We start from the raw sequence: 26,450 nt of genomic DNA on the forward strand, positions 1-26,450 counted from the left end.
ATTATTAAGCAAGCCACTCCATGACTTGCAGCCCCACATTAATCAACCGAACCAGACTCAACAACTCTCTACTTGTAACTTCAAAATAAAACCGCCCATTAACAGCCATCAAATAAAGTCAAAAAAACGCTCGAATAAAACACCACCCTTTCCACTTCAACCAATCAAATGCCGACAGTCGATTCAGAGGCTGATAGACTCCGGCGATGTCTTTCGCAATGAGTCTGAACCATGCTCCACGTGCTATTCAGCGTGTACCTCAAGATGCTGGTGCTCTATAGCCCCTTCTTCGTGCTGTCGTGTTTTATCGGGCTGACTCGCGGCTATTCGCGCAAGGAACAACGCCGCCTGGCCTGGAAAGTCGCGACCGCGACGCTGGTCTCCAGCGTGTTGCTCTATTTGTTCGGGCGGGTGATTTTCAGCGTGTTCGGCATCACCGTGGACGCCTTCCGTATCGGCGCCGGCAGTGTGCTGTTCATTTCGGCACTGGGCATGGCCCAGGGCAAGTCGGCCGTACAGACCGACAACGTGCAGCAGGACGTGACCATCGTCCCGCTGACCATTCCATTGACCGTCGGCCCCGGCACCATCGGTGCCCTGCTGGTGATGGGCGTGAGCCAGCCGCACTGGGACGACAAACTCATGGCCATCATCAGCATCGCCCTGGCGAGCTTCACCGTCGGCGTCGTGCTCTACCTGTCCAGCCGTATCGAACGGATCCTGGGCGACCAGGGCTTGCAGATCGTCAGCCGCCTGATGGGGTTGTTTGTCTGCGCCTTGGCGGCGCAGATTATTTTTACCGGGGTGAAGGGCTACCTGGTGCCCTGAAGGGGGACCACCTGGCCTTCGACCGGCGCCGGCGCCAGCAGCTCTTTCAGGGTTGCACTGCCAACCCCACCCAGGTCCCGTAGCCGTGCCACGAATGTCGACACCGGGCGGGCATGCGCAGCGTTGAAGCCCAGGCATATTTCACCGCGCAAGAGCGGGTCGGCGGAACACACATCACGCAGGATCAGGCAGTGTTCACTGTCCGGATCGACAATGACCAGATGCGCCTGGACGATCTCGAACACGAGTTTTCCAGGCTCATCGAATGCCCAGATCAATGTGCTTGCCATGGCGGGTGGTTCATCCAGGGCATGTCGACAGTCGACAATGACCGAGTCCAGTTTCAGCCACTCCTTCTTCGTCAAATGACACGTCACCGCGCCCTGGCCCAAGCGCAGAATCAACGTATTGACCTCATCGGGGATCAGCGGCAGGAGATCGCGGCCGACCTTCGCCCCTTCGACGACCAGCACCTGGGCGTTGCGCTGGACATAATCGAACGGCCCGATGCTGCGCTTGTCGGGATAGATGAGCACCCGCCCATCCTGATGCTTGTGCAGCAGCACGTTGACCTGAGCCTGAGTGCCGAGCAGGGTAAAGTTCCTGGGCAGGTTCTTGCCGGTCACCCGCAGCAGCCGGGCACTTTGCACGTCATACCATTGCAGGCTCCCAGGCTCGGATTCCACCGACACGAACTCGGTATGCTGCGCTTGCTCCAGCAACCGCTGGAGAGCTTCGATCAGGTGTTCGCCCTGGGCGCTCACCCAGTCGTGATTGACCCCAGTGATGGTCCCCGCTTCCTGATGACGCAGCGCCAGCGACAGGCCGTCCACGCTTATCCCGCGCAAGCCGCTGCCTTCGAGCGTGACATCGGCGAAGCGCCAGCTCGCCCACTCCCGCTGATACGTCGGCAGGCTGTCGCCCGCCAGCAATTGCGAGCCGGCGCCGAAAGCCTGGTCAAGCCGCTGCGGGTCGAAGAATGCCTGGCTCAATACTTCACCACTCGACCGATCGAACAGCCAGACCGACTGATTATCGGGCGTCATGCCGAGCAAGCGAACTTCCTTGTCGAGTCCCGGATCGCACAACAGCAAGCGGTTATTCACGTACCAGGCACACAGGTTGCCGTCACCAGCGACATTGCGCAGACCGGCAATGGCAAAATCCCTGCCCGGGTAACGCTTGGCCAACGGCTCAAGCGCCTGCCACCACCGACTACGCCCCTTGAGCCACTGTTCGCTCACGCCGGCAAACTGCAACGTTTCTTGCGCGCCCAGGTTGAAAAACAGCCCGTTTTCATCGAGCGCCACATACCCCCCGTCGACGGCCAGGATCTGCTTGAGCCCCTCCGGCTGCACCCATTGCCGGGTCCATTGCGCCTTGCCGTCGTTCACGTTGCGTTGCAGTCGGCAGAGCGTCTGGTTGGCGGTGACTCGCTGGTAAACGAAGAACACCTCGCTGTCGTCGGCCATGGGCAATAGCATCAGCCCGTCCAGGTTCTTGATCGAGTCATCCCAGCCACGGAAATGATGCCTGGCGGGTGGCGCCAGGATCAGACGTCGATCGCTGCGGCGTACCCATGCCAGGTCTCGGGAATCGGGCGCAATCGTCCAGCAGATCGAAACGTACGAAGCCGGCTGCCAATCGACGGTCGTCGCCCCGTTATGCGAAGGCCCGAGGGGCAGCCGCAGAAAGTCGCCCAGTACGGACGACCACCCGGCCAGGGTATCGCTGGTCAACAGCAGCGCCTGCAGTTGCGGCGCCGTGTCGTAGGTGACGGAACTCAACAGCAATTGGCTGTCATGAATCAGGTAGCGATATTGCCGGACGGTTTGGTTGTCGAGGACGTATTCCTGCACGACATGAATCACCCCTTGCGCATCCGCTTCCAGGCTGCGAATCGTGCTTTGCCCCTCTTGAAGCAGTAACAGGTAGCGACACTTGAGCAAACCCGTGGCGCAATCCGTCTGCCAGATCTGGAACCCGTCGGGATCGTAGAAATAGGCGGACTCACCCATGACGACCGACAGCTGCGGCTCACCGAGCACGGCCAGGTCGTCACGAATGTAGAGAAAGCGGTCCTCGCCCGCGTCATACCAGGCCGTGGTGTAGCGCGGTTGCCGGGGATCCTCGAACGGGATCAGATAGTGATGGACCGGCGTATACGGCAGCGCCAATCGATGCTCGCGCGCCAGGCCCTTGTAGTGGTCAAGCAGCGCCTGTTCATCGAGCCCTTCCGGCGCCGTCTGTTCGAGGATATCCAGCTGGCGTTTACCCTGGGGGACTCTGAACAGCTGGTCGGCCGTGCGAATCAGCACCTCCTGCTGGCCGACACGGCTCACATGAACGGTGCCGATGTACAGCTCGCCGGAAGGCTCGATCCGGATATCCCGGTCATTGGCCCAGGAGGCCTGCAACACCCAGCGGCAATACATGAGGTTCGGTGAGACAAGGCTGATATCGACCCCGGGATTGAGCGTCACGGTACAACGCGAGTCGGCCCCTCGGAGCCAATAGGACAACTTGCCTTGCCAGGCTTCCGGCATCACGGGAACCACCAGTGTCCGCTCTACTGCATCCAGGTACACCCGGATGACCGTTTCGCCGTACACCGGACTCAGGCGATTGAGAATGTAGTCGGACGGAAACGAATAGAACGAGAACAAAAACAGCCAGGTCCCGTCCGCTTGCCTTTTCTCCAGCCGCCGGGCCGTGTCGAAGCCGCGATCATGCCGCCAGCGGGCAAAGGGCAGCGCCTTGTATTCATAGCCGTAAGTGGTTTGCGGCGTGCAGGGCAGCACGATGGGTTGTCCTGCCGGCGGGACGAATCCGATCCGTCCAGGCAGCCCCAGTTCTCGACGGATGTCGATCGCCCGCGCCTCATCGGGATCGAAGCCCGGCACACCGAAATGATCATGCAGGGGATACAGCTTTGGACTGTCGAGCTGCAACGTCCCCTCCTCCAGGTCAATGCTTCTGACGATCAGTGAAGGCCGTGCCACCCACGCGGCCAGCGTGTGATCGTAGCAGTAGCCGTCACCACGATAGGCCTGCTCCAGCTCATCGAAAAACTGACCGACGTCCCGCGCCTGCTGCGCGATGCTGGCGAATCCCTGGGCCAGGGCGGCCACCCCGACCGCCACCCCACCAAGAATCACACCCGCACCGCCGAGCACCGCCGCGGCGGTCGACGCCCCGGCCAACCCCGCGCCAACACCGCCCGCCGTCAAGGCCAGGCTGGCAGAGTCGAATGTCAGCTGGGTACCGAACTGCGCTTTCTCGATGCCGGTTTGCGCCGTCTTCAGTTGATAGATATCAAAGCCGACATTGGCCAGCCCCAACACCGCGCCGACGCCCTCGTTAGCCGCATGCCCCAGCGCCTGGCCAACGACCGGCGCACACGTGCGGGCAATGAGCCGTTCTTCCGCCAGGGCGGTGCGGGCCAACTGCACCAACCCCGTCACGTCCATGACATTGCCGTGCACCAACTGCGCATAGTTGACGTAGGCATGCAGGCGCACGGCGGTGGTCAACGTTCGGTCATCCCCTTCGCGCCCGCGCAAGGCGTTCATCAAGGCCTGGATGGTGAAGCCAGCGTTTAGGGTATGGACGCTGCCGGCCTCGGTCGGATCCACGACACCACCGCTCTGCACAGGTTGGCGCGCCAGGGTCGAAAACTGTTCCGACAGCCAGTTCTTGATGCGTAACAGGCGATGATCGTCACTGAGCACCCAGACCTGCTGTTGCGGTTGCGCGGGATCGATCAGGCTCACTCGGTATTGGCCTTCGGGCGTGATCTCCAGCGTATCGAACAAGGGCACCAGCGGCGTCGGCGAGTCATTCAGCGCCTGCAAATCGACCGTTGCCTGGGCGATCTGCTGTCCCCACCAATGGCTGTCCAGCGCCAGCAAGCTACTGCCCAGGTGCGAATTGTCGACCAGGGACCTTCCGTAGGCACGGTTCAGGCGCTGGCGAATCGCAAGTGCCGGTTTTCCTGGCAAAGGATCGGGCTTGAGCAGGTGCTCCACCGTGAATCCGTCAGAAAGCTCCAAGGCCGAGATCTTGGCGCTGTGCAGGTCGATCAGATCGAATTGCGGTCGCGCTTCAGAACCATAGGCAGCGTAATAGCGGGCCATGCCCTCGGTCTGGAAAAAGTGCTCCAGCGCACGTTGCAGCCCGTCCGGATGGTCGAATTTGCACAGGCCAAAGTTCGGGTCGAAAAAATGATAGGTGGCGCGTTCCCCGCTGACGGTCTTGGCCACCAGCATCGAATGGTTGTCCGAGTTGAGCATCAGCGTACGGGGGGCGGCGTGTCTTTCGAGTGCGGCCGTGACCTGATCCAGGTCGGCCTGGCCAAGCCGCGTGCCAACGTCACCCAGCGACACGTCTCGCAGGGCTTCCAGGGTTTGCAGAAAGGCCTGGGAGTCGGCTTGCCCGGGTTCGAGCACCGTCAGGAAGAAACGCTCGCGCAACTGCCCGGAGGCTACATCGCCCTGGGCCAGCGCCGCGCTCATCGCCAGCGCCAACGGATAGCAACGCCCACCAATCGTCTCGCCATCGCTGCCGAGCAGCAAATCCTGGGGGACCATCTGGACGCCGTTGTGACCGAAGCCATCCAGCACCTGCGCGGAGCGTTCAACGATCTGGACACGATGTTCAAGGGTCGCCGCTTTCTGGATCCGTGCAACATGGCGGCCCCACTGGAACAGCGTTCGCGCCTCTTTCAAGGCCGCTTTCTTCAGGTCCAGCGTGCTGTCGGACGGCATCGGCGCATACGCCGGATCGCTCGACAGGCCGTCCATGAATCCGGCCGCCTTGCGCTTGAACAATTGCCGCTCGATGACTGCATAACGGCCGGACACGCCCTGCTCGGCAACGCTGTTGGCCAGGTTCTCCAGCTCACTGGTGGCCGCGTTGAAACGCTGGTTATCCAGCGCATCCAAGCCTAGCAGCAGGCCCAGCGACACCCTTTGCAAAGGGCTGGCTTCGATGAGACGGCGGGCGCCACTGGCGATATCGATCAGCACTTCATCGATCCCCAGGTTTTGCATCCTTGCATCGCTCAGGAATACCGGAACCAGCGCATCGGCAGCCTGATGCCGGATACGCTGGCGATCATCGAAACTCAGCGGCAGTGGTTTCTCGAAGCGGATTTCACCGTCATGCCCCTGGCTCATCGCCTCGATGAACGGCTCGCCGAGCCCCTCGACCAATTGCTCCAGCACATCGGTCAGCAGCACCGCTCGCCCTTCGATCAGCGGCCAGCCCTGTTGGAACTCGATGGTCGAGTGCTTGAGCAACTGCGCCATATCACCGCTGTAGCGCGTGGAGTACAGCCCCTCACGCCAACTCGTCTGTTCGTTGCTGACCCATTTCTCGTGATCGGTCTCATTTTCTTTCCAGGAGTGATCCTGCTCCTCTTCGGTGGCACCGTTCACCGTCCCATTGGGCGCAATGGCCGCCTCTTTGCTCAGGCTCTCGGCAATGGCGGCGCCCAAGTGCGCTTTCGCATAGTCGACCATGCCATCGCGCATGGCGCCGGGCCCCGTCAGGTAGATGGTGCCCTCGCTTTCGAACCGAATACCATCGCCAAAGTGGGTCGCGATGGCCGTAATCAGCGCTATCGCTCTCGGCACGTCTTCCATCGACAGTCCAGTCAGCGGTCCATTGGTTTTTTCGAACACTTCCTCCACCAGCCTCAACATGCCAGCAACATCACTCAACGCAATATCGCGCTGAGCGGCCAACCGGGTCGAAGCATCGATCAACGCGTAGTTGGCGCGCAAACGCTCGATCACACTGTTGAGAACCGCACAGCCCGGATGGGCCATCAGAAACGCATTGGATAACGATTGCTGCATGGCCAAGGCCCGCAGCGCGAAGGGACGCGCAAGCCGATCCGCCGGTTGCGCGAAGACCTCGCTCAGGCTTGGCCGGCTTTGCGCGAAGGCTTGCAGCGCTGGAAAATACTCGGCGCCAATGTGTGTGTAATGGCTGGAAGAGGCTTGGCGACCCGGCATCCATTCGGGGTTGTTGTTCAGCAGCAGTTGCAGGACTCCAAGGCGGGCATTACGGTCAAAACCGCTGATATCAACAGCGCCGAGGGTTTGCGACAACGGCGGAAGGTGGTCGACATCGGTATAGCTACCGCCTTCGGCATACAGGACCTCGGCGCGCACAACATCAGACGCCGCCGCCATATTGCCGCGCAAACACATCTCCCGCTCATAGACATCCTGCAACTGCAACGAAACGTCCCCTGTCGCGATGTCACGCAACTTGAAACCGTCCATATCCAAGACACTGCGACGATTGTCTTCCAACTGTTTGCGCAGTACTTGCACATCCTGGCCGTAGGCGCGGGACAATAAATCCATTCGGGCCTCGTCGGCTGACCCTCCGCCCACCACTGCCGCACTGATATGTGCATGCATCTGTTGTTTCAGAACAATGGTCCGCTCGTTGTATAAGCCGCCCAATTCAACTTCGGAGATACGCTCATCAACCCCTTGTAGAAAAACATCGGTCTTGGCGGCTTCGACAATCAACCTGTTGGTTTGCCAGGCCAGTAGCGCATCGCTGTCATACCAGAGATTCAGGCTATAACCCTGCCTGGCCAACACTTCTTTCCACACATTTAGATAGTCGCGCTGAATGTTGCCAAGCCCGCCGCCGAGCCAGACAAAGTGCAACGTCTTGGGCACCTCCGTTGGCACTCGCTTCATCTGTTCGGTGCTGAACTGAAGGCGTGCTTCATGACGTTCGACTTTGTCATAGATTCGCGGCAGATCCATCGCTGTCTCGCCAGGGCCGGACGTACGCCCCTCCAGGCTGCGCTTCACCCTGCGGCTGCCCAGGACCTGGGCGAGCGTCTGTTTCAAGAGCCCCAGCGGCTCGAGCAGCCTGTGGGAATCCGGCATACCGATACAGGCAAAGTAATAACGGATGACCGCGTCATATTGTTCATTGTTTTTGTAGGGCAGCAATGCCCTTTCGAGGTCGGCCAGTTTGAAAAGGCTGATGAATCCGAGCGCACCATCACGCGTCTGGACGTTTGCTTCCTGCATAAAAAAGACACTCCCGGCCTGTCCGCTAGAAAAAGAACAGGCATATAAAAGCATTGTCGCCAGAAGGTGCTCTGGCGAACGTTCATTCCATTGATATTTTTTAACTTGGCGACAACTAAAGCCTATGCCAAGCACTGACAAGCGCACACCGGAAACTTATCAGGCGCGCAAACTAACGCTTAGCACCCGGCAGTTCAAACGGGAAGGCTTTCAATGCATTACAAAGGAGGATCAAGACAACAAATTGCTCTTTCATTTAACAGGCGAAAAACAAGACGAAAGAAACGAAAACGGGGCCAGAGATTGCTCTCGCTGGGCTGCGAGCAGGAGCTGTGCAGGAGCTGTCGAGTGCAACGAGGCTGCGATCTTTCCCCAGCCACTTGAGTCTCAAGCGAAAGATCAAAAGATCGCAGCCTTCGGCAGCTCCTACGCCCAGCGGGAGCAAGCTCCCTCGCCACAATGGAACTGTGTTGCGACTCAGGCCGGCTTGAGCCCATACCAGCGTGGCGTATACACCCAGTTTCCACCCGATGCGCGCGGGAACACACAGGTCGTGGAGGAGCCGATCAGGACCATGGTGCGCATATCCACCTGCTCGGCCGTGAGTTGCCCCAACGTGGTGACACGCAGGGTCTGGCCCGGACGACCGATGTCACGCCCCAACACCACCGGCGTCTCCGGCGTGCGGTGCTGGCCGACGATCTCCAGCGCACGCCCCAATTGCCACGGCCGCGCACGGGAAATCGGGTTGTAGAAAGCCAACGCCAGGTCGGCTTCGGCCGCCAGATCCAGGCGCTTCTCGATGATCGACCATGGCTTGAGATTGTCCGACAGCGACATCACGCAGAAGTCATGCCCCAACGGCGCACCGGCCTGGGCGGCGGTGGCGAGGGAGGCGGACACACCGGGCAGGATCTCCAGGTCAACCTGATGCCAGGCCGGATCGCTGGACTCGTGCAACGCTTCAAGCACCGCCGCCGCCATGGCGAATACACCCGGGTCGCCGGACGACACCACGATCACCGAACGGCCTTGCGCAGCCAATTCAAAGGCGTGTCGCGCACGCTGCATTTCTTCGCGGTTGTCGGTGCAGTGCAGCACTTGATCGTCGCGAAACGGGCCGGCCATGCGCACATAGGTTTCGTAGCCGAGCACATCGGTGGCCCGCGCCAGTTCGGCTTTCACCGCCGGCACCATCAGTTCGGCCGCGCCCGGCCCCAGGCCGATCACCGCCAGGCGTCCGCGCGGGCGACCGATTTGGGCCACCTCCAAGGGTTGCGCGGCAACGGCGATGGCCAGGTTGTCAGTCGCCGAAAGGATGTTCACCGCCGGCACCGAACTGCGTGCCAAGGTGGCGGCATCGCCGGTCATCACCACAAAGCGCAGCGCCACCCCGAGTTCCAGCGCCGCTTCACGCAAGGCCACACTGGCCATCAGCGTATCCGCCGCCACCAGGCACGCCAGGCTCTGAAGCGCTACTTTCGCTTGCTGCAAAGCGGCACGAATGGCACCCGGCAGATCAGCCACCTCGGCGCTCACCACCACCGCGACACTGCGCGGATAAATCAACAGTTCGTGAGTGCTCGCGTCACGCTCCGCATGGCCGACGTGGATCGTGCGCCGCGCCTGCGGGTCTTGCGGCAACTGCGCCTGATCCAGCCATGGCGCCGCGCCTTCGATGCGCACCGGTTCACCGGCCAACAGGTCGGAGACGAAGCGCTTGCCCTGCTCCAGGTCGCCGAGGCTGTAGCCGCTTGGCGGATTGAGCAGGCAGGTGCCGAAACGCAATTCGCCGCTGGTGGTGATCGCCGGCGCCACTTGCAGCGTTGCCGCGATGTCCCGGGCCATGACGTTGACCCCGCCCAGACCGCCCAGCAGCGGCACCACGGCGCTGCCATCCTCGGCCACCGCCAGTACCGGCGGCTCGGCGCCTTTTTCCAGCAACAGCGGCGCCAGGGTGCGGATGACGATGCCGGCCGCGCACAGGGCGATGATCGGTGTGTTCAGTTGGTAGAGCTCGCGCAACGTCGCGCCGAACTCGAGGTATTGGCGATCCACGCCCTCGACCCTTGCGGCCAGGCCGTGGATCAAGGCATCGGGATAGCGTTGCTGGATCCGCCGGGCCGTGGCGAGGCTGCCCGGGCCGAGGATGACGATGGCCGGCGCGGTAGAAGTCATCAACCCTGCCACCGTTCGCCCGGGACAATGATCAGCGAGAAGTACGGCGAAGACATCGGCTCGACTTCATCCAATGGCACGATTTTCTGGTTGGCCATGGTCGCCCGCTCGACGTACAGCGCCCGTGCGTCCATGCCCAATTCCTGCAGCACTTGGCGAACCTTGGGGAAATTGCGCCCCAGCTTCATGATCACCGCCGCATCGGCGTCGGCCAGGCGACGCTTGAGATCGTCGTGGGGCAAGACGCCGGAGAGCACCGACAGGCTCTGGTTGCGATAGACCAGCGGCGCACCGAGCACCGAGGCCCCGCCCAGCATCGAGCACACCCCGGGAATGACCTCGGCCTCATAGTGCTCGGCCAGGCGATCGTGCAGGTACATGTAGGAGCCGTAGAAAAACGGATCGCCCTCGCAGATCACCGCCACATCACGACCGGCATCCAGGTGCACGGCCAACTGTCCGGCGGCGGTGTCGTAGAAGTCGGCGATCACCTGTTCATAGGAAAGCGGCGCCGGCAGCGCTTCGGTGGTGACCGGGTAGACCAGCGGCAGTAAGGTTTGCGCATCCTGCAAATGGGCCTCGATGATGCCGAAGGCGTTGCCCTTCTTGCCCTTGGCCACGAAGTACGCCACCACGGGCGATTCGCGCAGCAGGCGCAGGGCCTTGACCGTAATCAGTTCCGGGTCACCGGGGCCCACGCCGAGGCCGATCAGACGTCCAGGCTGCTGCATCATTCAATCTCCGTAGCGAGGGCGTTGACGGCGGCGGCGGCCATGGCGCTACCGCCCAGGCGGCCTTGCATGATCACGAACGGCACGCCGCGGCTGTTGGCCGCCAGCATCGCCTTGGACTCGGCAGCACCGACGAAGCCCACCGGGAAACCGAGGATCAGTGCCGGTTTCGGCGCGCCGGCATCGAGCATCTCCAGCAGGTAGAACAGCGCGGTCGGCGCGTTGCCGATGACCACGACGCTGCCTTCCAGGTGCGGGCGCCACAGCTCCAGCGCCGCCGCCGAACGGGTGTTGCCCAGTTCCAGGGCCAACGCCGGCACGCTTTCGTCGCGCAAGGTGCAAATCACCGGATTGTTGGCTGGCAGGCGAGCCCGGGTCACGCCTTCGGAGACCATCCGCGCATCGCACAGGATCGGCGCCCCGGCGGCCAGCGCCTGGCGCCCGGCCGTGCCCGCGCCCTCGGAAAACTGCAAGCCATCGATGGCCTCGACCATGCCGCAGGCGTGGATCACCCGCACCGCGAGTTTTTCCAGGTCGGCCGGAATGCGCGCCAGGTTGGCTTCGGCGCGGATGATCGCGAAGGAGTTGCGATAGATCTCCTGACCGTCGCGGATGTAATCAAGCATCAAGGGGGCTCCGGGGGCGAGCGTCGAGCCAGTGGCCGAGCGCTTCAATAGTCAGATTGTGTGCCTGCAACGCGCCGAAACCCGGCAGCGTGGCATCGCGGAAATACAGGTCGTAACGACCGGGGGCGACCGCCAGCAGGGTGGCGGGCGCGATATGGGCTGCCGCGCAGGAACGCGGGCAGCCCGACAGATGGACTTTCAGGGTCTGGCCCTGGCGTTGCAGCAGCTCGGCCAGTTGGTGGGCGTCGGCCTTGGTGTCGGCCAGGGCTTTACCGCAGCCACTGGAGCCGGTGCAGGCAATGAGTTGTGCCAGGGGCTGATCGACCGAGCACAACAGGCCCAACCCCTCAAGCCGCGCCAGCACTTCGTCGGCGTCCTCGCTGCGCACGTTGGGCAGCAGCAGGCTTTGCCAAGGGGTGAAACGAAGGCTTGCGTCGCCCTTCTCCCGCGCCAATTGCGCCGCCCCCCGCAGCATGCGGGCGTCGAGTCGACCAAGAGGCGCCGCCGCGCCGACGTAGACGCGGTCGTCGTGCTGGGGATGAACGCCGATGTGCAGTCCGTCGATGGAGCCGTCCCGCTGCCAATCCAGGCAAGCTTGCAGCGGCACGCGGCGGGCCAATCGGCTCATGAATTCATCGGTGGGAATTTCAGCCAGCAAGTGGCGCATGCGGATCTGGTCCGGGCGCGCCAGGTCGAGGAACAGCTCCAGCACCGCCACCACCAAGGCATGCCCCTGGGCCAGGGGCACCCTGCCCGCCGGTTTATCCAATGGGGAACCGGCCAAGCCGAAGGCCAGCCAAGGCTCGCCATCACGGACCAGGGCCGACAGCCACAGGTCGTGGTGATGTTCGAGCATCGCCAACGCTTCGCCACCGTCCAGTTGCACGGCGAACTTGGCCGACAACTCAGGGAAGCGTTCGTGGGTTTGCAGGGTGAAGAGGATCTGCGCCGCCAACGGCCGGGTGTCGAACAGCATCTGCCGATCGATCCCGGCCGCGGGGCTGAGCATCAGGTTGCGCACGTCATCGCCGGCCGGCTTGCGCGGGCCAAGCCCGGCGGCCAGCAATGGCTGGATCAGCGCGTCGTGCCCGGGACCGATCCCACGGATTTGCAGGTTGGCCCGGTTGGTCGCCTCGATCACGCCCCCGGCGAACCGCTCGGCCACCGACGCCACGACTTCGGTCTGATCCGCCTGGATGGAACCGCCATCGAGCTTGATCCGACAGATCCCACCGTCCAGCGCCTGGACGACACGCAGCAACCCCGGGCAACCGGAGGGGCGTACGACGCTGGAGGATGGACGTTCGTTCAAGGGAAAACCGACAAATAAGAAACGCCACATCGGCGAAGGACCGCCATTATGCCTGCTTTGCCGGGGGTCATGAAAAACTTGCCGGTCGGATTGCTGACGGCGGACACACAATTTCCGAACGCCCCCATTCCAAACTGTGGGAGCGAGCTTGCTCGCGATAGCGGTCTGGCTGTGAAGAGGATGTTGCGCCAGGCGCCTGATCCGCCGGGGCACGGTATGATGGCGACCCGGTTCGCGGGGAAACAGGCCCGCCGATCAAACAGATCTATTCGAGGAACAGAGATGACACCCTGGCTGACCGTAGTGGGCATCGGCGAAGAGGGCTTCAAGGGCCTGGGCAAGGTTGCTCGCCGCGCGCTGCTCGGTGCCTCGCGGATCGTTGGCGCGCAGCGTCAGTTGGATCTGCTGCCGCTGTGCATCCGCGGCCAACGGGAGCTGTGGCCCAGCCCGTTCTCCCTGGAACCGCTGCTTGCTCGGCAGGGTGAGCCGGTGTGCGTGCTGGCCAGCGGCGATCCGATGTTCTACGGCGTGGGTGCCAGCCTGGCGAAACAGGTGCCGAGTGATCAGATGCTGGTCATCCCCGCGCCCTCCTCCTGTTCGCTGGCGGCGGCACGCATGGGCTGGCCGTTGCAAGATGTGGTCACGCTGTCGTTGGTGGCCCGGCCCCTGGCGGCGCTCAATGTCCACCTATCCACCGGTGTCAGGCTGTTGCTGCTGAGCAACGATCGCCACAGTCCCGCCGCCGTGGCGACGTTATTGCGCGAGCGGGGATTCGGCCCGAGCACCATGACCGTGCTGGAGCATTTGGGCGGTGCGGCAGAACGTCGGATCGACGGTTGCGCCGCGCAATGGTCCGATGACACCGTCGCCGACCTGAACCTGATCGCCATCGAATGCCGGGCCGAACCGTCGACACCGCGCTTGTCACGCCTGGCCGGTTTGCCGGACACCGCTTTCGAGCATGACGGCCAGTTGACCAAACGCGACGTGCGCGCCATCACCCTCGCACGCCTCGCCCCGATGCCCGGCGAACTGCTCTGGGATGTCGGCGCCGGCAGCGGCTCCATCGGCATCGAATGGATGCGCGCCCACCCCAGTTGCCGGGCCCTGGCCATCGAAGCCGACGAAGGCCGCCAAGGCTTGATCGAACGCAACCGCGACACCCTCGGCGTGCCTGGCCTGCAACTGATTCGCGGCAAAGCCCCCCAGGCGCTGGAGAACCTGGAGCGGCCGGACGCGGTGTTCATCGGCGGTGGCGTCACCCGCGAAGGCGTGCTCGAGGCCTGCTGGACCCAACTCAAGCCCGGCGGCCGGCTCGTCGCCAACGCCGTGACCCTGCAAAGCGAAACGGCCCTGATGCACTGGCGCGAACGTCACGGCGGTGAACTGACCCGCATCCACATCGCCCAGGCCCAGCCCTTGGGCGAGTTCGACACCTGGCGCCAGGCATTGCCAATTACCTTGCTCGACCTGGTCAAGCCTCTCGATGCGTGACGAAACCGCCGAACAACCCGCCCCCCTGCGCAGCGGCCTGACCACCGGCAGTTGCGCCACGGCCACCAGCCTGGCGGCCGCTCGATTACTGCTGCGCGGCACCGAAGCCGATGCCGTGGAAATCGTACTGCCCAAGGGCAAGCAAGTGCAGATGCGCCTGGAGTTCTGCCGGCTGACCGAACAAGGCGCCGAAGCCGGGACAATCAAGGACGCGGGCGATGACCCGGACGTGACCCACGGTGCCCTGTTGTTTTCCCAGGTGCGCTTGATCGCCGAGCCCGGTGTACGTTTCGTCGCGGGTCGCGGCGTCGGCACGGTGACGCGACCGGGGTTGGTGCTGAACGTCGGTGAACCGGCGATCAACCCGGTGCCGCGCAAAATGATCAACGACCACCTGGGTCGGCTGGCCGAGGAAAGCGGTTACGCCGGTGGTTTCGAAGTCACGGTCAACGTCGAGGGCGGCGAAGCCCTGGCGCTGAAAACCATGAATCCACGCCTGGGAATTCTTGGCGGCCTGTCGATCCTCGGCACCAGCGGTATCGTCCGGCCGTTCTCCTGCGCGGCCTACATTGCCTCGATCCACCAGGGTATCGACGTGGCAAAAACCAACGGTTACCTGCACATCGCCGCCTGCACCGGCAACGCCAGTGAAGACACCATGCGCCGGGTCTACAACCTGCCGGAAATCGCCCTGATCGAAATGGGCGACTTCGTCGGCGCCGTGCTCAAACATGTGCGCAAGGTCCCCGTGGAAAAGCTCAGCCTTTGCGGCGGCTTTGGCAAAATCAGCAAACTCGCCGCCGGCCACATGGACCTGCACAGCCGTCACTCGAGCATCGACCTGCCACAACTGGCCGAGTGGGCCGCTGCCATCGGTGCCGATGAGGCGTTGCAGCAAGGCATCCGCGCGGCCAACACCAGCCAGCAAGCCCTGGCAATGGCTAGCGCCGCCGGCATCGCCCTCGGCGACGCGGTGTGCGAGCACGCGTTGGCCTTCGCCCGCAGCGTGGTGCCGGCCCAGGTCCAGGTCGAAGTCTTCGCCATCGACCGCCAAGGCGGGATTGTCGGCCACGCGGGAGCCTTGTCATGAAGAGCCTTGAAATGAAACGCATCCTGCTGCTCGGCGGCGTCACCGAAGCCCTGGCCATCGCCCGCACCCTCGGGCCCCAGCACATCTACAGCCTGGCCGGCATCGGTCGCATTCCCACCGACCTGACCTGCCAGGTGCGCGTCGGCGGCTACGGCGGCGCCGAAGGGTTGGCGCAATTCATCCGCGCCGAGGGCATCGACCTGCTGCTGGACGCCACCCACCCCTACGCAGCACAAATCAGCCACAACGCCGCCCAGGCAGCCCGCGCCTGCGCTATCCCCTGCTGGGCCCTGCGCCGCCCGGCATGGCAGCCCCAGGCCGGCGATGACTGGCGCGAAGTGGCCGACTGGGCCGAACTGATCCAGGCCCTGCAACCCTTTCACCGCCCCCTCTTCACCCTAGGTCGCGCCCCCCTGCAACATCTGCATGAAATTCCGCCCGAGCAATTCTGGACCTTGCGTGCCCTGGACGCTTACCCCGGTAATGAGCGCTGCGAAGTCATTGGAGCTCGTGGGCCGTTTCACATTGAGGGCGAGCGCGAGCTGTTCGAACGGCGACAGATCGATGTGCTGGTGAGCAAGAACAGCGGCAGCACGGCCACCGAGCCGAAACTGGAGGCGGCGCGGGAGCGGGGGGTGCCGGTGTTGGTGTTGAAGCGGCCGGTGTTGGCGGGGGTGGATCGGGAGTTTGGGACGGTGGATGAGGTGTTGCAGGGGCTGCGGCAGTTGATCTGACAGAAAACTGCACCGTCCTACAAGCCTGTCCTGTCAGAACTACGTCAGCAGGCTACATCACCTTGCGTCGCTGCCTACAACTACGCCAGAATCCGCCGGCTTGTGCGCCTTGGAGGCCCTCGGTAACTTGATTCCCGTCACTGCCCTTCAGTGATCGGGTTTAGTCGCCCGAGGTTTTCAGCGGGTTCACAAGCTTCGTCAGTCAGGTATTTCATCCCTGCACTTGATGGTGGTTGTGCGCAGGGCGCCTTCGGGCGCGCCGGTAATGCTGGACTCCCCGGTCGACTAACCTGCGCACAGCCGCCGCCCTGTGGCGAGGGAGCTTGCTCCCGCTGGGCTCTGTAGGAGCTGGCGAAGCCTGCGATCTTTTGATCTTTCCACTTGGGACTCAAGCGCCTGTGGAAAGATCGCAGCCTCGCTTCGCTCGACAGCTCCTACGCGCCCCAACGGGAGCAAGCTCCCTCGCCACAAAAGCACTCACTTGAAGATCTGTTGCTACTGTTAACACCAGCCCTGCGACCCTATACCGCACGTGGCCTTTTTACTTCTCAACCCCGATCAGGCTAAATACCGCCACCTGATCGCCCATCGAGCGGATTGCCCCATGTCCCGACAACGGCTTGCATTTGCCTGGATCGCCTGCTTCGCAGTGCTGTTCAACATGCTTGCCATGCCGCTTTCCGGCAGCGGTGGCACGATGGCGAATGCGCAGGCCAATTCGCCAGCCGAGCAACTGCTGTGGGGCAGTTTCTGCTCCTCCAGCGGCACGAAGATGCTGGCGATTTCCCTGGGCAAACTCGAACAAAGCACGCAACAGAAAGACAATCACTCAACGATGCAGCATTGCTGGTGCTGCTCAGGCTCAGCGCCTTTGGTGGCGCTCGCCGGGCATGTTCCGCAGTTGTATCTGGATGCACAGCTGGCCCATCGCAGTGCAGTCCATTCGAAGCTCGACAGCCCCACGCCACGCCAGCAGTGGCCCAGCCTCAATCCCCGCGCCTCGCCTCTGGTCTGATTCTTCCCGCATAAAACTGCGCCCTGAATCGTTCCGGAGAATTGCCATGTTGAACAGACTTATCCTGCTGGCTGCCCTATTGCTTCCCGTCGGCTTCGCCCAGGCTCACCAGTACAAGGTGGGCGAGCTTGAGATCGCCCATCCGTGGTCCCAGGAGTTGCCGCCCAACGCACCGACCGTGGCCGCGTATTTCGTGATCCACAACGGCGGCACGACCGCCGACAAGCTGCTCAGCGTCGACTCGCCGATTGCCGGCAAGGCCGAGCTCCATGAGCATGTGATGCAAAACGACCTGATGAAGATGCAACCGGTGCCCGTCGTGGATATCGCCCCCGGTGCGACCGTCACCTTCGCGCCGATGGCGTATCACGTGATGCTGCTGGACCTGAAGGACCGCAGCCTGCTCAGCAATGGCAAACGCTTTGCCATGACCCTGCATTTCGAAAAAGCCGGGAATGTCACGGTCGACGTTGCGGTGCAGAAAAAAGCCCCCGACGGCACCAAGACACACATGCACGCCCAGTAGACGTAGCCGCCCGTGCAACCACTTCGCGCCAGGCCGTCCATGCCCCGCCGTCAGCCCATGAGCCTGACCCGCGGCAGTTGGATCAGCCTGTTCGCCATGCTGATGATCTTTATCGGCCCGCTGATTTCCCAGTCGATGCCGATGGGTCAGGGCATGTCCATGCCTGTGTCCATGGACATGAACATGGAGATGAGCATGGACATGTCGGCGCACGAAGCGCCGGCAGCCGAACACTGCCCGCCCCAGAGCGAGCACCATGCGTTGTGGGAAAAATGCGGCTATTGCAGCCTGCTGTTCAATTGCCCCGCACTGCCTGGCGGTCACACCTTCGCGGTCTTCGACACACCCCACACCAACACCTACACCAGCCTTTCCCCACGCCTGGGCCATGCCCGGCCAGCGTTCTTCCCGGGTGCCCGCCCCCGCGCACCGCCCCTCGACGCGTAAACCCGACACTTACCTCACCCCGGTCGTACAAGACAGCTTCATGCTGCCCGACCGTGTCGTCTACGTCTGTTCGATGGAATCATCATGTCCAGGTTTTCTGCTGACATCGCTTTGGGCGCTGCCCAGGTACGCTGCTCCCTGAACGAACCACGGGTTCGTTTACGCCAAACCATTGCCGCCCTGTGCGGCCTGCTGCTCACGCCCTACGTACTCGCCGATGAGCACGAGCATCACGACAATCAGGTTGAAGAACTGAGCCCGACGGTCATCACCGCCATCGCCCCCAGCTCACCCCTGACCGTCGTCACCAACCCCAAGGACCCGCGCCAACCGGTGCCGGCCAGTGACGGCGGCGACTACCTCAAGACCATTCCGGGCTTCGCCCTGGTACGCAACGGCGGCACCAATGGCGACCCGGTGTTGCGCGGCATGTTCGGCTCGCGGCTGAACATCCTCACCAACGGCAGCATGCTATTGGGTGCTTGCCCGGGTCGGATGGACGCACCGACGTCGTACATATCGCCAGAAACCTACGACAAGCTCACGGTTATCAAAGGCCCACAAACAGTGCTCTGGGGCCCCGGCGCATCGGCCGGGACCGTGCTGTTCGAGCGCGAGCCGGAACAGTTCGGCGAACTCGGCACCCGGGTCAACGCCAGTGTGCTGGCCGGCTCCAACGGCCGTTTCGACAAAGTGGTGGATGCCGCCGCCGGTGGGCCGCTGGGGTATGTACGGGTAATCGGCAACACCGCGCATTCGGACGATTACCGCGACGGCAATAACGACACTGTGCCGTCGCGCTATGACAAGTGGAATGGCGACGTCACCCTCGGCTGGACGCCGGACGCCGATACCCTGCTGGAGCTGACCGCCGGCAAGGGCGACGGTGAAGCACGCTACGCCGGGCGCGGCATGGACGGCTCGCAGTTCAAGCGTGAAAGCCTCGGGTTGCGTTTCGAGCGCTCGAACATCGGCGAGGTGCTGGACAAGGTCGAGGCCCAGGTCTACTACAACTACGCCGACCACGTGATGGACAACTACACGCTGCGCACGCCGTCCGGCACCGGGATGATGGCCGGGCCCATGGCCTCCAACGTCGACCGCCGCACCCTCGGCGCCCGCATCAAGGCCACCTGGCGCTGGGCCGATGTGCAGTTGATCAGCGGCCTGGACGCGCAGACCAACGAGCATCGCCAACGCAGCAGCATGGGCGTGGATACCTACAAGGACCTGCCGTACAGCAAGGACGCCGATTTCCACAATTACGGGGTGTTCGGCGAACTGACCTGGTACGCCGCCGACCGCGACAGAGTGATCACCGGCGCCCGGCTCGACCGTGCCTCGGCCAAGGACTACCGCCAGAGCATCGGTTCCGGCATGTCGGCCCGGCCCAACCCCACCGCCGATGACACCCGTGCCGACACGCTGCCCAGCGGTTTCGTCCGCTACGAACACGACCTGGACGACAGCCCCACCACCCTCTATGCAGGCGTGGGTCACGCACAACGCTTCCCGGACTACTGGGAGCTGTTCTCGGCGAACGTCGGCCCCAGCGGTTCACTGAATGCCTTCGACGCGATCAAGCCGGAGAAAACCACCCAGCTCGACTTCGGCCTGCAGTACAAGACCGAAACCCTCGAAGCCTGGGCATCGGGTTATGTCGGGCAGGTGCGCGACTACATCCTGTTCGATTACACCCCTGGGATGATGGGCACTACCTCGCGGGCCGAGAACATCGATGCACGGATCATGGGTGGTGAATTGGGTGCGGCCTACAAGCTGAGCGAGCGCTGGAAAGCCGACGCCACCCTGGCCTATGCCTGGGGCAAGAACAGCAGCGACGGCAGCGCCCTGGCGCAAATGCCGCCGCTGGACGCACGCCTGGGCCTGACCTACAGCGAAGATCGCTGGAGCGCCGGCGCCCTGTGGCGGGTGGTGGCGGCGCAGCACCGGGTCGACGAGAACAAGGGCAACGTGGTCGGCAAGGACTACGGCAAAAGCTCCGGCTTCGGCGTGTTCTCGCTCAACGGTGCCTACCGCATCAACAAGCACTGGAAGGTCAGCAGCGGCGTCGACAACCTGTTCGGCAAAGCCTACGCCGAGCACTTGAACCTGGCCGGCAACGCCGGGTTCGGCTACCCGGCGAGCGACCCGCAGGCCATCAACGAACCGGGGCGCACGCTCTGGACCAAGGTGGATATGAGTTTCTAAAAGCATCGCGGGCAAGCCTTGCTCCCACAGTATTTGTCATGGCTGCGGGACAAATTGTGCTCCCTCAGCAATGGGAATACCTGTGGGAGCAAGGCTTGCCCGCGATCGGTTGCGCAGCAACCGCCAAAAACATAACAACCCAATTTGCCCTGCGGAGCGCTTTCCGATGAGCCAACCGAAACCCAATTTCTACAACCTGGCCTGGCGCTGGCATTTTTATGCCGGGCTGTTCGTGGCGCCGTTCATGGTGATGCTGGCCCTGACCGGGATCATTTACCTGTTCAAGCCGCAACTCGATCCACTGATGTATGGCAGCCTGCTGAACGTGCCGGCCGGGCATCACACCCTGGCGGCGGACGACCTGCTCAAGCAGGTCCGCCAGGCCTACCCCGAAGGCCAGGTCAAACAGTACCTGCCACCGGTCAATGCCGAGCGCAGCGCGCAATTCGTGGTGATCGACCAGGGCCGGGAACTGAATGTGTTCATCGACCCGTACCACGGCGATGTCCTCGGCGAACAGGATGCGAAGAACAACCTGCAAGCCATGGCCCGGGCCATTCACGGCGAACTGCTGATCGGCACCGTTGGTGACCGGTTGGTGGAAATGGCCGCGGGTTGGGGCGTGGTGCTGGTGGTGTCCGGGCTGTACCTGTGGTGGCCGCGCGGGCAATCATCAGCTGGAGTGCTGTGGCCGCGCTGGAGCGCGCGCGGTCGGCTGTTCTGGCGTGACTTGCATGTAGTCGTCGGTTTCTGGGGCGCGGCATTGCTGCTGGTAATGCTGCTCAGCGGCATGACCTGGACCGGCTTCTGGGGCAAACAATACGCCAACCTCTGGAACCGCTTCCCGGCGGCGATGTGGAATGACGTGCCCAAGTCCGACGTCGAGGCCGGCAGCCTCAACAACGCCCATCGTCAAACCGTGCCCTGGGCCGTGGAAAATACCCCGATGCCGATGTCCGGCGACCATGCCGAGCACATGGGCCACGGCGGCATGCACGAAGGCCCCGCCGCCCCGACCGTCAGCCTGCAAGCGGTGCAGGATATCGCCACCGAACGCCAGGTCACGCCCGGCTACAGCATCACCCTGCCGACCACGTCCACCGGCGTGTTCACCGTCGCCGTGTTTGCCGACGACCCGCGCAACGACGCCACCCTGCACGTGGACCAATACACCGGCAAGGTCCTGGCCGATGTGCGCTGGGAGCACTACGGCGTCGTGGCCCGCGCCACCGAAACCGGGGTAATGCTGCACGAAGGCAAGATGTTCGGCCCGCTGAACCAGATCATCGTGCTGCTGATTTGCCTGATGATCCTGCTCAGCGCCGTGAGTGGCATGGTGATTTGGTGGAAGCGCCGGCCAGCGGGCAAGTTCGGCGTACCGCCGCTGCGTCACGACCTGCCGACCTGGAAGGCCGGGGTGTTCATCATGCTGGCCCTGGCGGTGGTGTTTCCGTTGGTGGGGGCTTCGCTGGTGGTGGTGTGGTTGCTGGATCGCCTCGTCACCCGTTTCAATCGCCAGCCTGAGATTGCTTCATCTTCAAGCTGAAGACAGTGCGTTAACGGAAGGCGGTGCGAAACCTCTACAATCGCGACCGCTTTCCAAACCACGAACACAGTTCAAACTGTGGGAGCGGGCTTTGTGGGAGCAAAGCTTGCTCGCGATCCAGGCGCTGCGGTCCTCAAGAGACCGCGTCGTTTTCATCGCGGGCAAGCCTTGCTCCCACAAAGCCCGCTCCCACAATGAGACTGTGTTTCACACCAAATGCCGAGTAGCTGCATGACCTCCCTAACCCTCTCCCACCTCGCCTGGACGCCCCTGGGCCATGGCCACTGTCATCACCAGTTCCAGCTGCGTGACGTGACGTTGCAGGTGGCGGCCGGGGAGTTTGTCGGGTTGATCGGGCCCAACGGCAGTGGCAAGACCAGCCTGTTGCGCTGCGCCTATCGCTTCAGCCGGCCGGAACATGGCGAGGTGAAACTCGAGCATCACAACGTCTGGAAACAGTCCTCGCGCTGGTGCGCCCAACGCATCGCCGTGGTCCTGCAGGAGTTTCCCGACGCCTTCGGCCTGACGGTCGAGGAAGTGGTCGCCATGGGCCGCACGCCCCACAAAGGTCTGTTCGACGGCGACAATCACGACGACCGCCGGCTGGTGCGCCAGGCACTGGAATCGGCCGGGCTCGCAGGCTTTGGCGACCACGCATTCGCCACCCTCTCGGGCGGTGAGAAACAACGGGTGATCCTCGCCCGGGCCCTGGCCCAGCAACCGCAGTTGCTGATCCTCGACGAGCCGACTAATCACCTCGACCCCCACTATCAATTGCAATTGCTGCAACTGATCAAGGGCCTGGGCATCGGCACCCTCGCCAGCCTCCACGACCTGAACCTGGCCGCCGCCTTCTGCGACCGACTGTACGTGATCGAACACGGGCGCATCGTCGCCAGCGGCACGCCCAAGGACGTCCTCAGCGTCGAGCTGTTGCGCGAGGTGTTCGGCATCGAAGCCCTGGTGGATGAACACCCGCTGTCCGGCTACCCACGAATCACCTGGATAACCCAACCATGACCTTGCGTTCCCTGCTGTTGCTACCCCTGCTGCTGGGCAGTGCCCACGCCTTGGCCGAAGCCACCCACTACCCGTTGACGATCCAGAGCTGCAATCGCCAGGTGGTGTTCAACGAGGCACCTCGGCACGCTGTCAGCCATGACATCAACATGACCCAGATGATGCTTGCCCTGGGGCTCAAACCGCGCATGATCGGCTACAGCGGCATCAGCGGCTGGAAATCGGTGACGCCCGAGATGGCCAGGATCCTTGATGGCCTGCCGGAACTGGCCGCCAAATACCCCTCGGTGGAAAACCTGCTCAATGCCAACGTCGATTTCTTCTTCGCCGGTTGGGACTACGGCATGCGGGTGGGCGGCGACCTGACCCCGCAGACTCTGGAACCGCTGGGCATCAATGTCTACGAACTGACCGAATCCTGCGCGTTCGTGATGAAGCGTCCGGCGGCCTCGCTGGAGGACACCTACAACGACCTGCGCAACCTCGGGAAGATCTTCGACGTGCAGGATCGCGCCAACGCGCTGATCGCCACGATGCAGGCCCAGGTGGCCGAAGTGCGCAAGCACCTGCCCACCCAGCAACCGCGGGTGTTCCTGTACGACAGCGGCGAAGACCGCGCCATGACCTCCGGGCGCCTGGGCATGCCCCAGGCCCTGATCGACGCAGCCGGTGGGCGCAACATCCTCGATGACGTGGAAACCAGTTGGACCCGGGTGAACTGGGAGAACGTGGTCGAGCACAACCCGCAGGTCATCGTGATCGTCGACTACGGCGAAGTCAGCGCCGAGCAGAAACAGCAATTCCTGTTGAACAACCCGGCCCTGCAATCGGTGGAGGCGATCCAGCAACGGCGCTTCATTGTGATTCCCTACGTGCAGGCCACGCCGGGCATCGATAACGTGCTGGCGGTGCAAACCCTGGCGCGGGGTTTTCACGGCCAATGAACGGTCGTCGCTATGGCGCCCTGCTGATGGTCCTCGGCGCACTGCTGCTGGTGTCGTGTGTGGTGTCCCTGGGTTTCGGGCCGGCGCGGGTGCCGGTGGCCGTGGTCTGGGACATCCTGCTGAACAAGGCCTTCAGGGTGGGTGACGTCCATTGGACGCCCGGCCAGGAGCATATCGTCTGGCTGATCCGCGTCCCGCGGTTGCTGCTCGGTGCCTTGGTCGGCGCCGGGCTGGCGTTGATCGGTGCGGTGCTGCAAGCAGTCACGCGCAACCCGCTGGCTGACCCGCACCTGCTGGGCGTCACCTCTGGCGCGACTCTGGGAGCGGTCATCGTGGTGCTGCATGTCGGCGAGATTGTCGGCCTGCTGACCCTGCCGCTGGCGGCGTTCATCGGTGCGCTGCTGAGCATGCTGCTGGTGCTGACCATCGCTGCCCGCCAGGGCCGCCTGGAAAGTGATCGGCTGTTGTTGTGCGGCGTGGCGGTGTCCTTCGTGATGATGGCGGCGGCCAATCTGTTGTTGTTCCTCGGTGACCATCGCGCCAGTTCGGCAGTGATGTTCTGGATGCTCGGCGGCCTGGGCCTGGCCCGCTGGGAACTGCTGGCGGTGCCGGCGGCCAGTGTGGTGCTGGGACTGGTGTTGCTGCTGGGCATGGCCCGGCCGCTGAACGCGCTGATGGCCGGCGAACAGACCGCCGTGACCCTGGGCCTGAACGCGGCGAAGGTGCGATTGTGGATCTTCTTGATCGCCTCGCTGATGACAGGCGTGCTGGTGTCCATCAGCGGTTCGATTGGTTTTGTCGGGCTGATGGTCCCGCACATTGCCCGGCGCCTGGTGGGCGCCGAGCATCGTCGGTTGCTGCCGGCCTGCGTGCTGCTCGGCAGCCTGTTCCTGGTGTGGGTGGACGTGGCGGCGCGGACGTTGATCGCGCCGGAAGACTTGCCGATTGGGGTCGCGACAGCCGCTATCGGCGGATTGTTTTTCATCGGACTCATGCGGCGTCGCTGAGCGGCGTCTTTTCCTGATCACAAAAATCACCTGTGGGAGCGAGCTTGCTCGCGATGGCGATGGATCAGTCAAATTAGCGGTGACTGACACTCCCCTATCGCGAGCAAGCTCGCTCCCACAGGGGCATCGCAATTCTCTCGCCCCAATGTGGCGCACCTCTTCGCACCAGCCCCCGCAACGCGCTCACTCATGGTGCAACCGCTCGTGCACCTCCCACGCCAACCCCGCATTTCAAAGCCTTCCCCCGACCGGGCACACCCCTTGCAAAAGCGCTTTCAGCGTTTGCATCTGCCCTCAAAAAAAATTCATAAGTCCATGGAGATCGCACAATGAAGCGTCGTAGCTTGATCAAGGTTTTTACACTCTCGGCAAGCATTGCCGCGATGGGCATGGCCTGGACCGTCCAGGCCGCCGAGACCATCAAGGTCGGCATCCTGCATTCGCTGTCCGGCACCATGGCGATCTCCGAGACGTCCCTCAAGGACATGGCGCTGATGACCATTGATGAGATCAACGCCAAGGGTGGTGTGAACGGCAAGAAGCTTGAAGCGGTGGTCGTGGACCCGGCGTCGAACTGGCCGCTGTTCGCCGAAAAGGGTCGGCAGTTGCTGACCCAGGACAAGGTCGCCGTGGTGTTCGGCTGCTGGACGTCGGTGTCGCGTAAATCCGTGCTGCCGGTGTTCGAAGAGCTCAATGGGCTGCTGTTCTACCCGGTGCAGTACGAAGGCGAAGAGATGTCGCCAAACGTGTTCTACACCGGCGCAGCGCCGAACCAGCAGGCGATTCCGGCGGTGGAATACCTGATGAGCGAAGAAGGCGGCAGTGCCAAGCGTTATTTCCTGCTGGGCACCGACTACGTCTACCCGCGCACCACCAACAAGATCCTGCGCTCGTTCCTGCATTCCAAAGGTGTGGCGGACAAGGACATCGAAGAGGTCTACACCCCGTTCGGCCACAGCGATTACCAGACCATCGTGGCCAACATCAAGAAGTTCTCGGCCGGTGGCAAGACCGCAGTCATTTCCACGGTCAACGGCGACTCCAACGTGCCGTTCTATAAAGAACTGGCGAACCAGGGCCTGAAAGCCACCGACGTACCGGTCGTGGCGTTCTCGGTGGGCGAAGAGGAACTGCGCGGCATCGACACCAAGCCACTGGTAGGCAACCTGGCGGCGTGGAACTACTTCGAATCCGTGGATAACCCGGCGAACAAGAAATTCGTTGATTCATGGAAAGCCTACGCCAAGGCCAAGAACCTGCCAGGCGCCGACAAAGCAGTGACCAACGACCCGATGGAAGCCACCTACGTCGGCATCCACATGTGGGCGCAAGCCGTGGAAAAAGCCAAGTCCACCGACGTCGACAAAGTCCGCGAAGCCCTGGCCGGCCAGACCTTCGCCGCACCGTCGGGCTACACCCTGACCATGGACAAGACCAACCATCACCTGCACAAGCCAGTGATGATCGGCGAGATCCAGGCCGACGGTCAGTTCAACGTGGTCTGGCAGACCGAAGGCCCGATCCGCGCGCAACCGTGGAGCCCGTTCATCGCCGGCAACGACAAGAAGCCTGACTATGCGGTGAAGAGCAACTGAGCCTGGGAGCAAGCCCCTAACTCTGTGGGAGCAAAGCTTGCTCGCGATCGCGGTCATCCAGACACACCGCCATCGCGAG

The 26,450-nt window shown here is 63.0% G+C and carries 18 protein-coding genes; 13 read left to right on the forward strand and 5 right to left on the reverse strand.

Going from position 1 to position 26,450, the window contains the following annotated elements; all coding sequences use genetic code 11:
- Positions 1-231 precede the first annotated feature (231 nt).
- Positions 232-828 (forward strand): MarC family protein, encoded by a 597-nt coding sequence (locus AB4O09_RS27365; protein WP_003186248.1) that lies wholly within the window; start codon positions 232-234, stop codon positions 826-828.
- Here the strand turns inward: AB4O09_RS27365 and AB4O09_RS27370 are convergent.
- From AB4O09_RS27370 to cobG, 5 genes are all read right to left on the reverse strand, one after another.
- Complete coding sequence (locus AB4O09_RS27370; protein WP_258636630.1) at positions 813-7,895, reverse strand: TcdA/TcdB catalytic glycosyltransferase domain-containing protein; 7,083 nt, start codon at positions 7,893-7,895, stop codon at positions 813-815. The genes AB4O09_RS27365 and AB4O09_RS27370 overlap by 16 nt on opposite strands.
- A gap of 477 nt (positions 7,896-8,372) precedes the next feature.
- Positions 8,373-10,073 (reverse strand): precorrin-3B C(17)-methyltransferase, encoded by a 1,701-nt coding sequence (cobJ, locus tag AB4O09_RS27375; RefSeq protein ID WP_100263859.1) that lies wholly within the window; start codon positions 10,071-10,073, stop codon positions 8,373-8,375.
- Entirely contained in the window at positions 10,073-10,804 is a 732-nt protein-coding gene (locus tag AB4O09_RS27380) for a precorrin-2 C(20)-methyltransferase (RefSeq protein WP_060613225.1), read from the reverse strand. The genes cobJ and AB4O09_RS27380 overlap by 1 nt, the downstream gene beginning before the upstream one ends.
- Positions 10,804-11,430: a precorrin-8X methylmutase gene (locus tag AB4O09_RS27385; RefSeq protein WP_003197389.1), complete on the reverse strand. Its 627-nt coding sequence runs from the start codon at positions 11,428-11,430 to the stop codon at positions 10,804-10,806. Before AB4O09_RS27385 ends, AB4O09_RS27380 begins: the two co-directional genes overlap by 1 nt.
- A complete protein-coding gene (gene cobG / locus AB4O09_RS27390) occupies positions 11,423-12,772 on the reverse strand; it encodes a precorrin-3B synthase (RefSeq protein WP_460107747.1) in 1,350 nt (449 codons plus the stop codon). The genes AB4O09_RS27385 and cobG overlap by 8 nt, the downstream gene beginning before the upstream one ends.
- A gap of 252 nt (positions 12,773-13,024) precedes the next feature.
- Here cobG and AB4O09_RS27395 point away from each other — a divergent pair, with 252 nt between their 5' ends.
- From AB4O09_RS27395 to urtA, 12 genes are all read left to right on the forward strand, one after another.
- Positions 13,025-14,236: a bifunctional cobalt-precorrin-7 (C(5))-methyltransferase/cobalt-precorrin-6B (C(15))-methyltransferase gene (locus AB4O09_RS27395; protein WP_060613224.1), complete on the forward strand. Its 1,212-nt coding sequence runs from the start codon at positions 13,025-13,027 to the stop codon at positions 14,234-14,236.
- Positions 14,229-15,326: a cobalt-precorrin-5B (C(1))-methyltransferase gene (locus AB4O09_RS27400; protein WP_003197385.1), complete on the forward strand. Its 1,098-nt coding sequence runs from the start codon at positions 14,229-14,231 to the stop codon at positions 15,324-15,326. The genes AB4O09_RS27395 and AB4O09_RS27400 overlap by 8 nt, the downstream gene beginning before the upstream one ends.
- A gap of 11 nt (positions 15,327-15,337) precedes the next feature.
- Entirely contained in the window at positions 15,338-16,060 is a 723-nt protein-coding gene (locus AB4O09_RS27405) for a cobalt-precorrin-6A reductase (RefSeq protein ID WP_027911812.1), read from the forward strand.
- Positions 16,061-16,664: 604 nt separating this feature from the next.
- Entirely contained in the window at positions 16,665-17,075 is a 411-nt protein-coding gene (locus AB4O09_RS27410; protein WP_003197380.1) for a DUF2946 domain-containing protein, read from the forward strand.
- Positions 17,076-17,121: 46 nt separating this feature from the next.
- The gene (locus AB4O09_RS27415) at positions 17,122-17,601 is read left to right on the forward strand and encodes a copper chaperone PCu(A)C (protein ID WP_460107751.1); all 480 of its coding nucleotides are present in this window, start codon (positions 17,122-17,124) and stop codon (positions 17,599-17,601) included.
- A 57-nt stretch (positions 17,602-17,658) separates the two neighbouring features.
- Positions 17,659-18,048, forward strand: coding sequence for a DUF2946 domain-containing protein (locus AB4O09_RS27420; protein WP_013692148.1), 390 nt, complete (start codon positions 17,659-17,661; stop codon positions 18,046-18,048).
- Between the two features lie 84 nt (positions 18,049-18,132).
- Positions 18,133-20,259 carry a TonB-dependent copper receptor gene (locus AB4O09_RS27425; protein WP_003197373.1) on the forward strand — a complete coding sequence of 709 codons (2,127 nt, stop codon included), beginning with the start codon at positions 18,133-18,135 and terminating at the stop codon, positions 20,257-20,259.
- Between the two features lie 166 nt (positions 20,260-20,425).
- The gene (locus AB4O09_RS27430; protein WP_027911810.1) at positions 20,426-21,805 is read left to right on the forward strand and encodes a PepSY-associated TM helix domain-containing protein; all 1,380 of its coding nucleotides are present in this window, start codon (positions 20,426-20,428) and stop codon (positions 21,803-21,805) included.
- A gap of 231 nt (positions 21,806-22,036) precedes the next feature.
- Positions 22,037-22,825 carry an ABC transporter ATP-binding protein gene (locus tag AB4O09_RS27435; protein ID WP_003197369.1) on the forward strand — a complete coding sequence of 263 codons (789 nt, stop codon included), beginning with the start codon at positions 22,037-22,039 and terminating at the stop codon, positions 22,823-22,825.
- Positions 22,822-23,769, forward strand: a complete 948-nt coding sequence (locus AB4O09_RS27440) for an ABC transporter substrate-binding protein (RefSeq protein ID WP_460107754.1) — start codon at positions 22,822-22,824, stop codon at positions 23,767-23,769. The genes AB4O09_RS27435 and AB4O09_RS27440 overlap by 4 nt, the downstream gene beginning before the upstream one ends.
- The gene (locus tag AB4O09_RS27445; RefSeq protein ID WP_027911808.1) at positions 23,766-24,776 is read left to right on the forward strand and encodes a FecCD family ABC transporter permease; all 1,011 of its coding nucleotides are present in this window, start codon (positions 23,766-23,768) and stop codon (positions 24,774-24,776) included. Before AB4O09_RS27440 ends, AB4O09_RS27445 begins: the two co-directional genes overlap by 4 nt.
- A 329-nt stretch (positions 24,777-25,105) precedes the next feature.
- Positions 25,106-26,371 carry an urea ABC transporter substrate-binding protein gene (gene urtA / locus AB4O09_RS27450; protein ID WP_003197362.1) on the forward strand — a complete coding sequence of 422 codons (1,266 nt, stop codon included), beginning with the start codon at positions 25,106-25,108 and terminating at the stop codon, positions 26,369-26,371.
- The last annotated feature ends 79 nt before the right edge of the window (positions 26,372-26,450 follow it).

This window comes from Pseudomonas sp. H1_F01 (assembly GCF_054681425.1).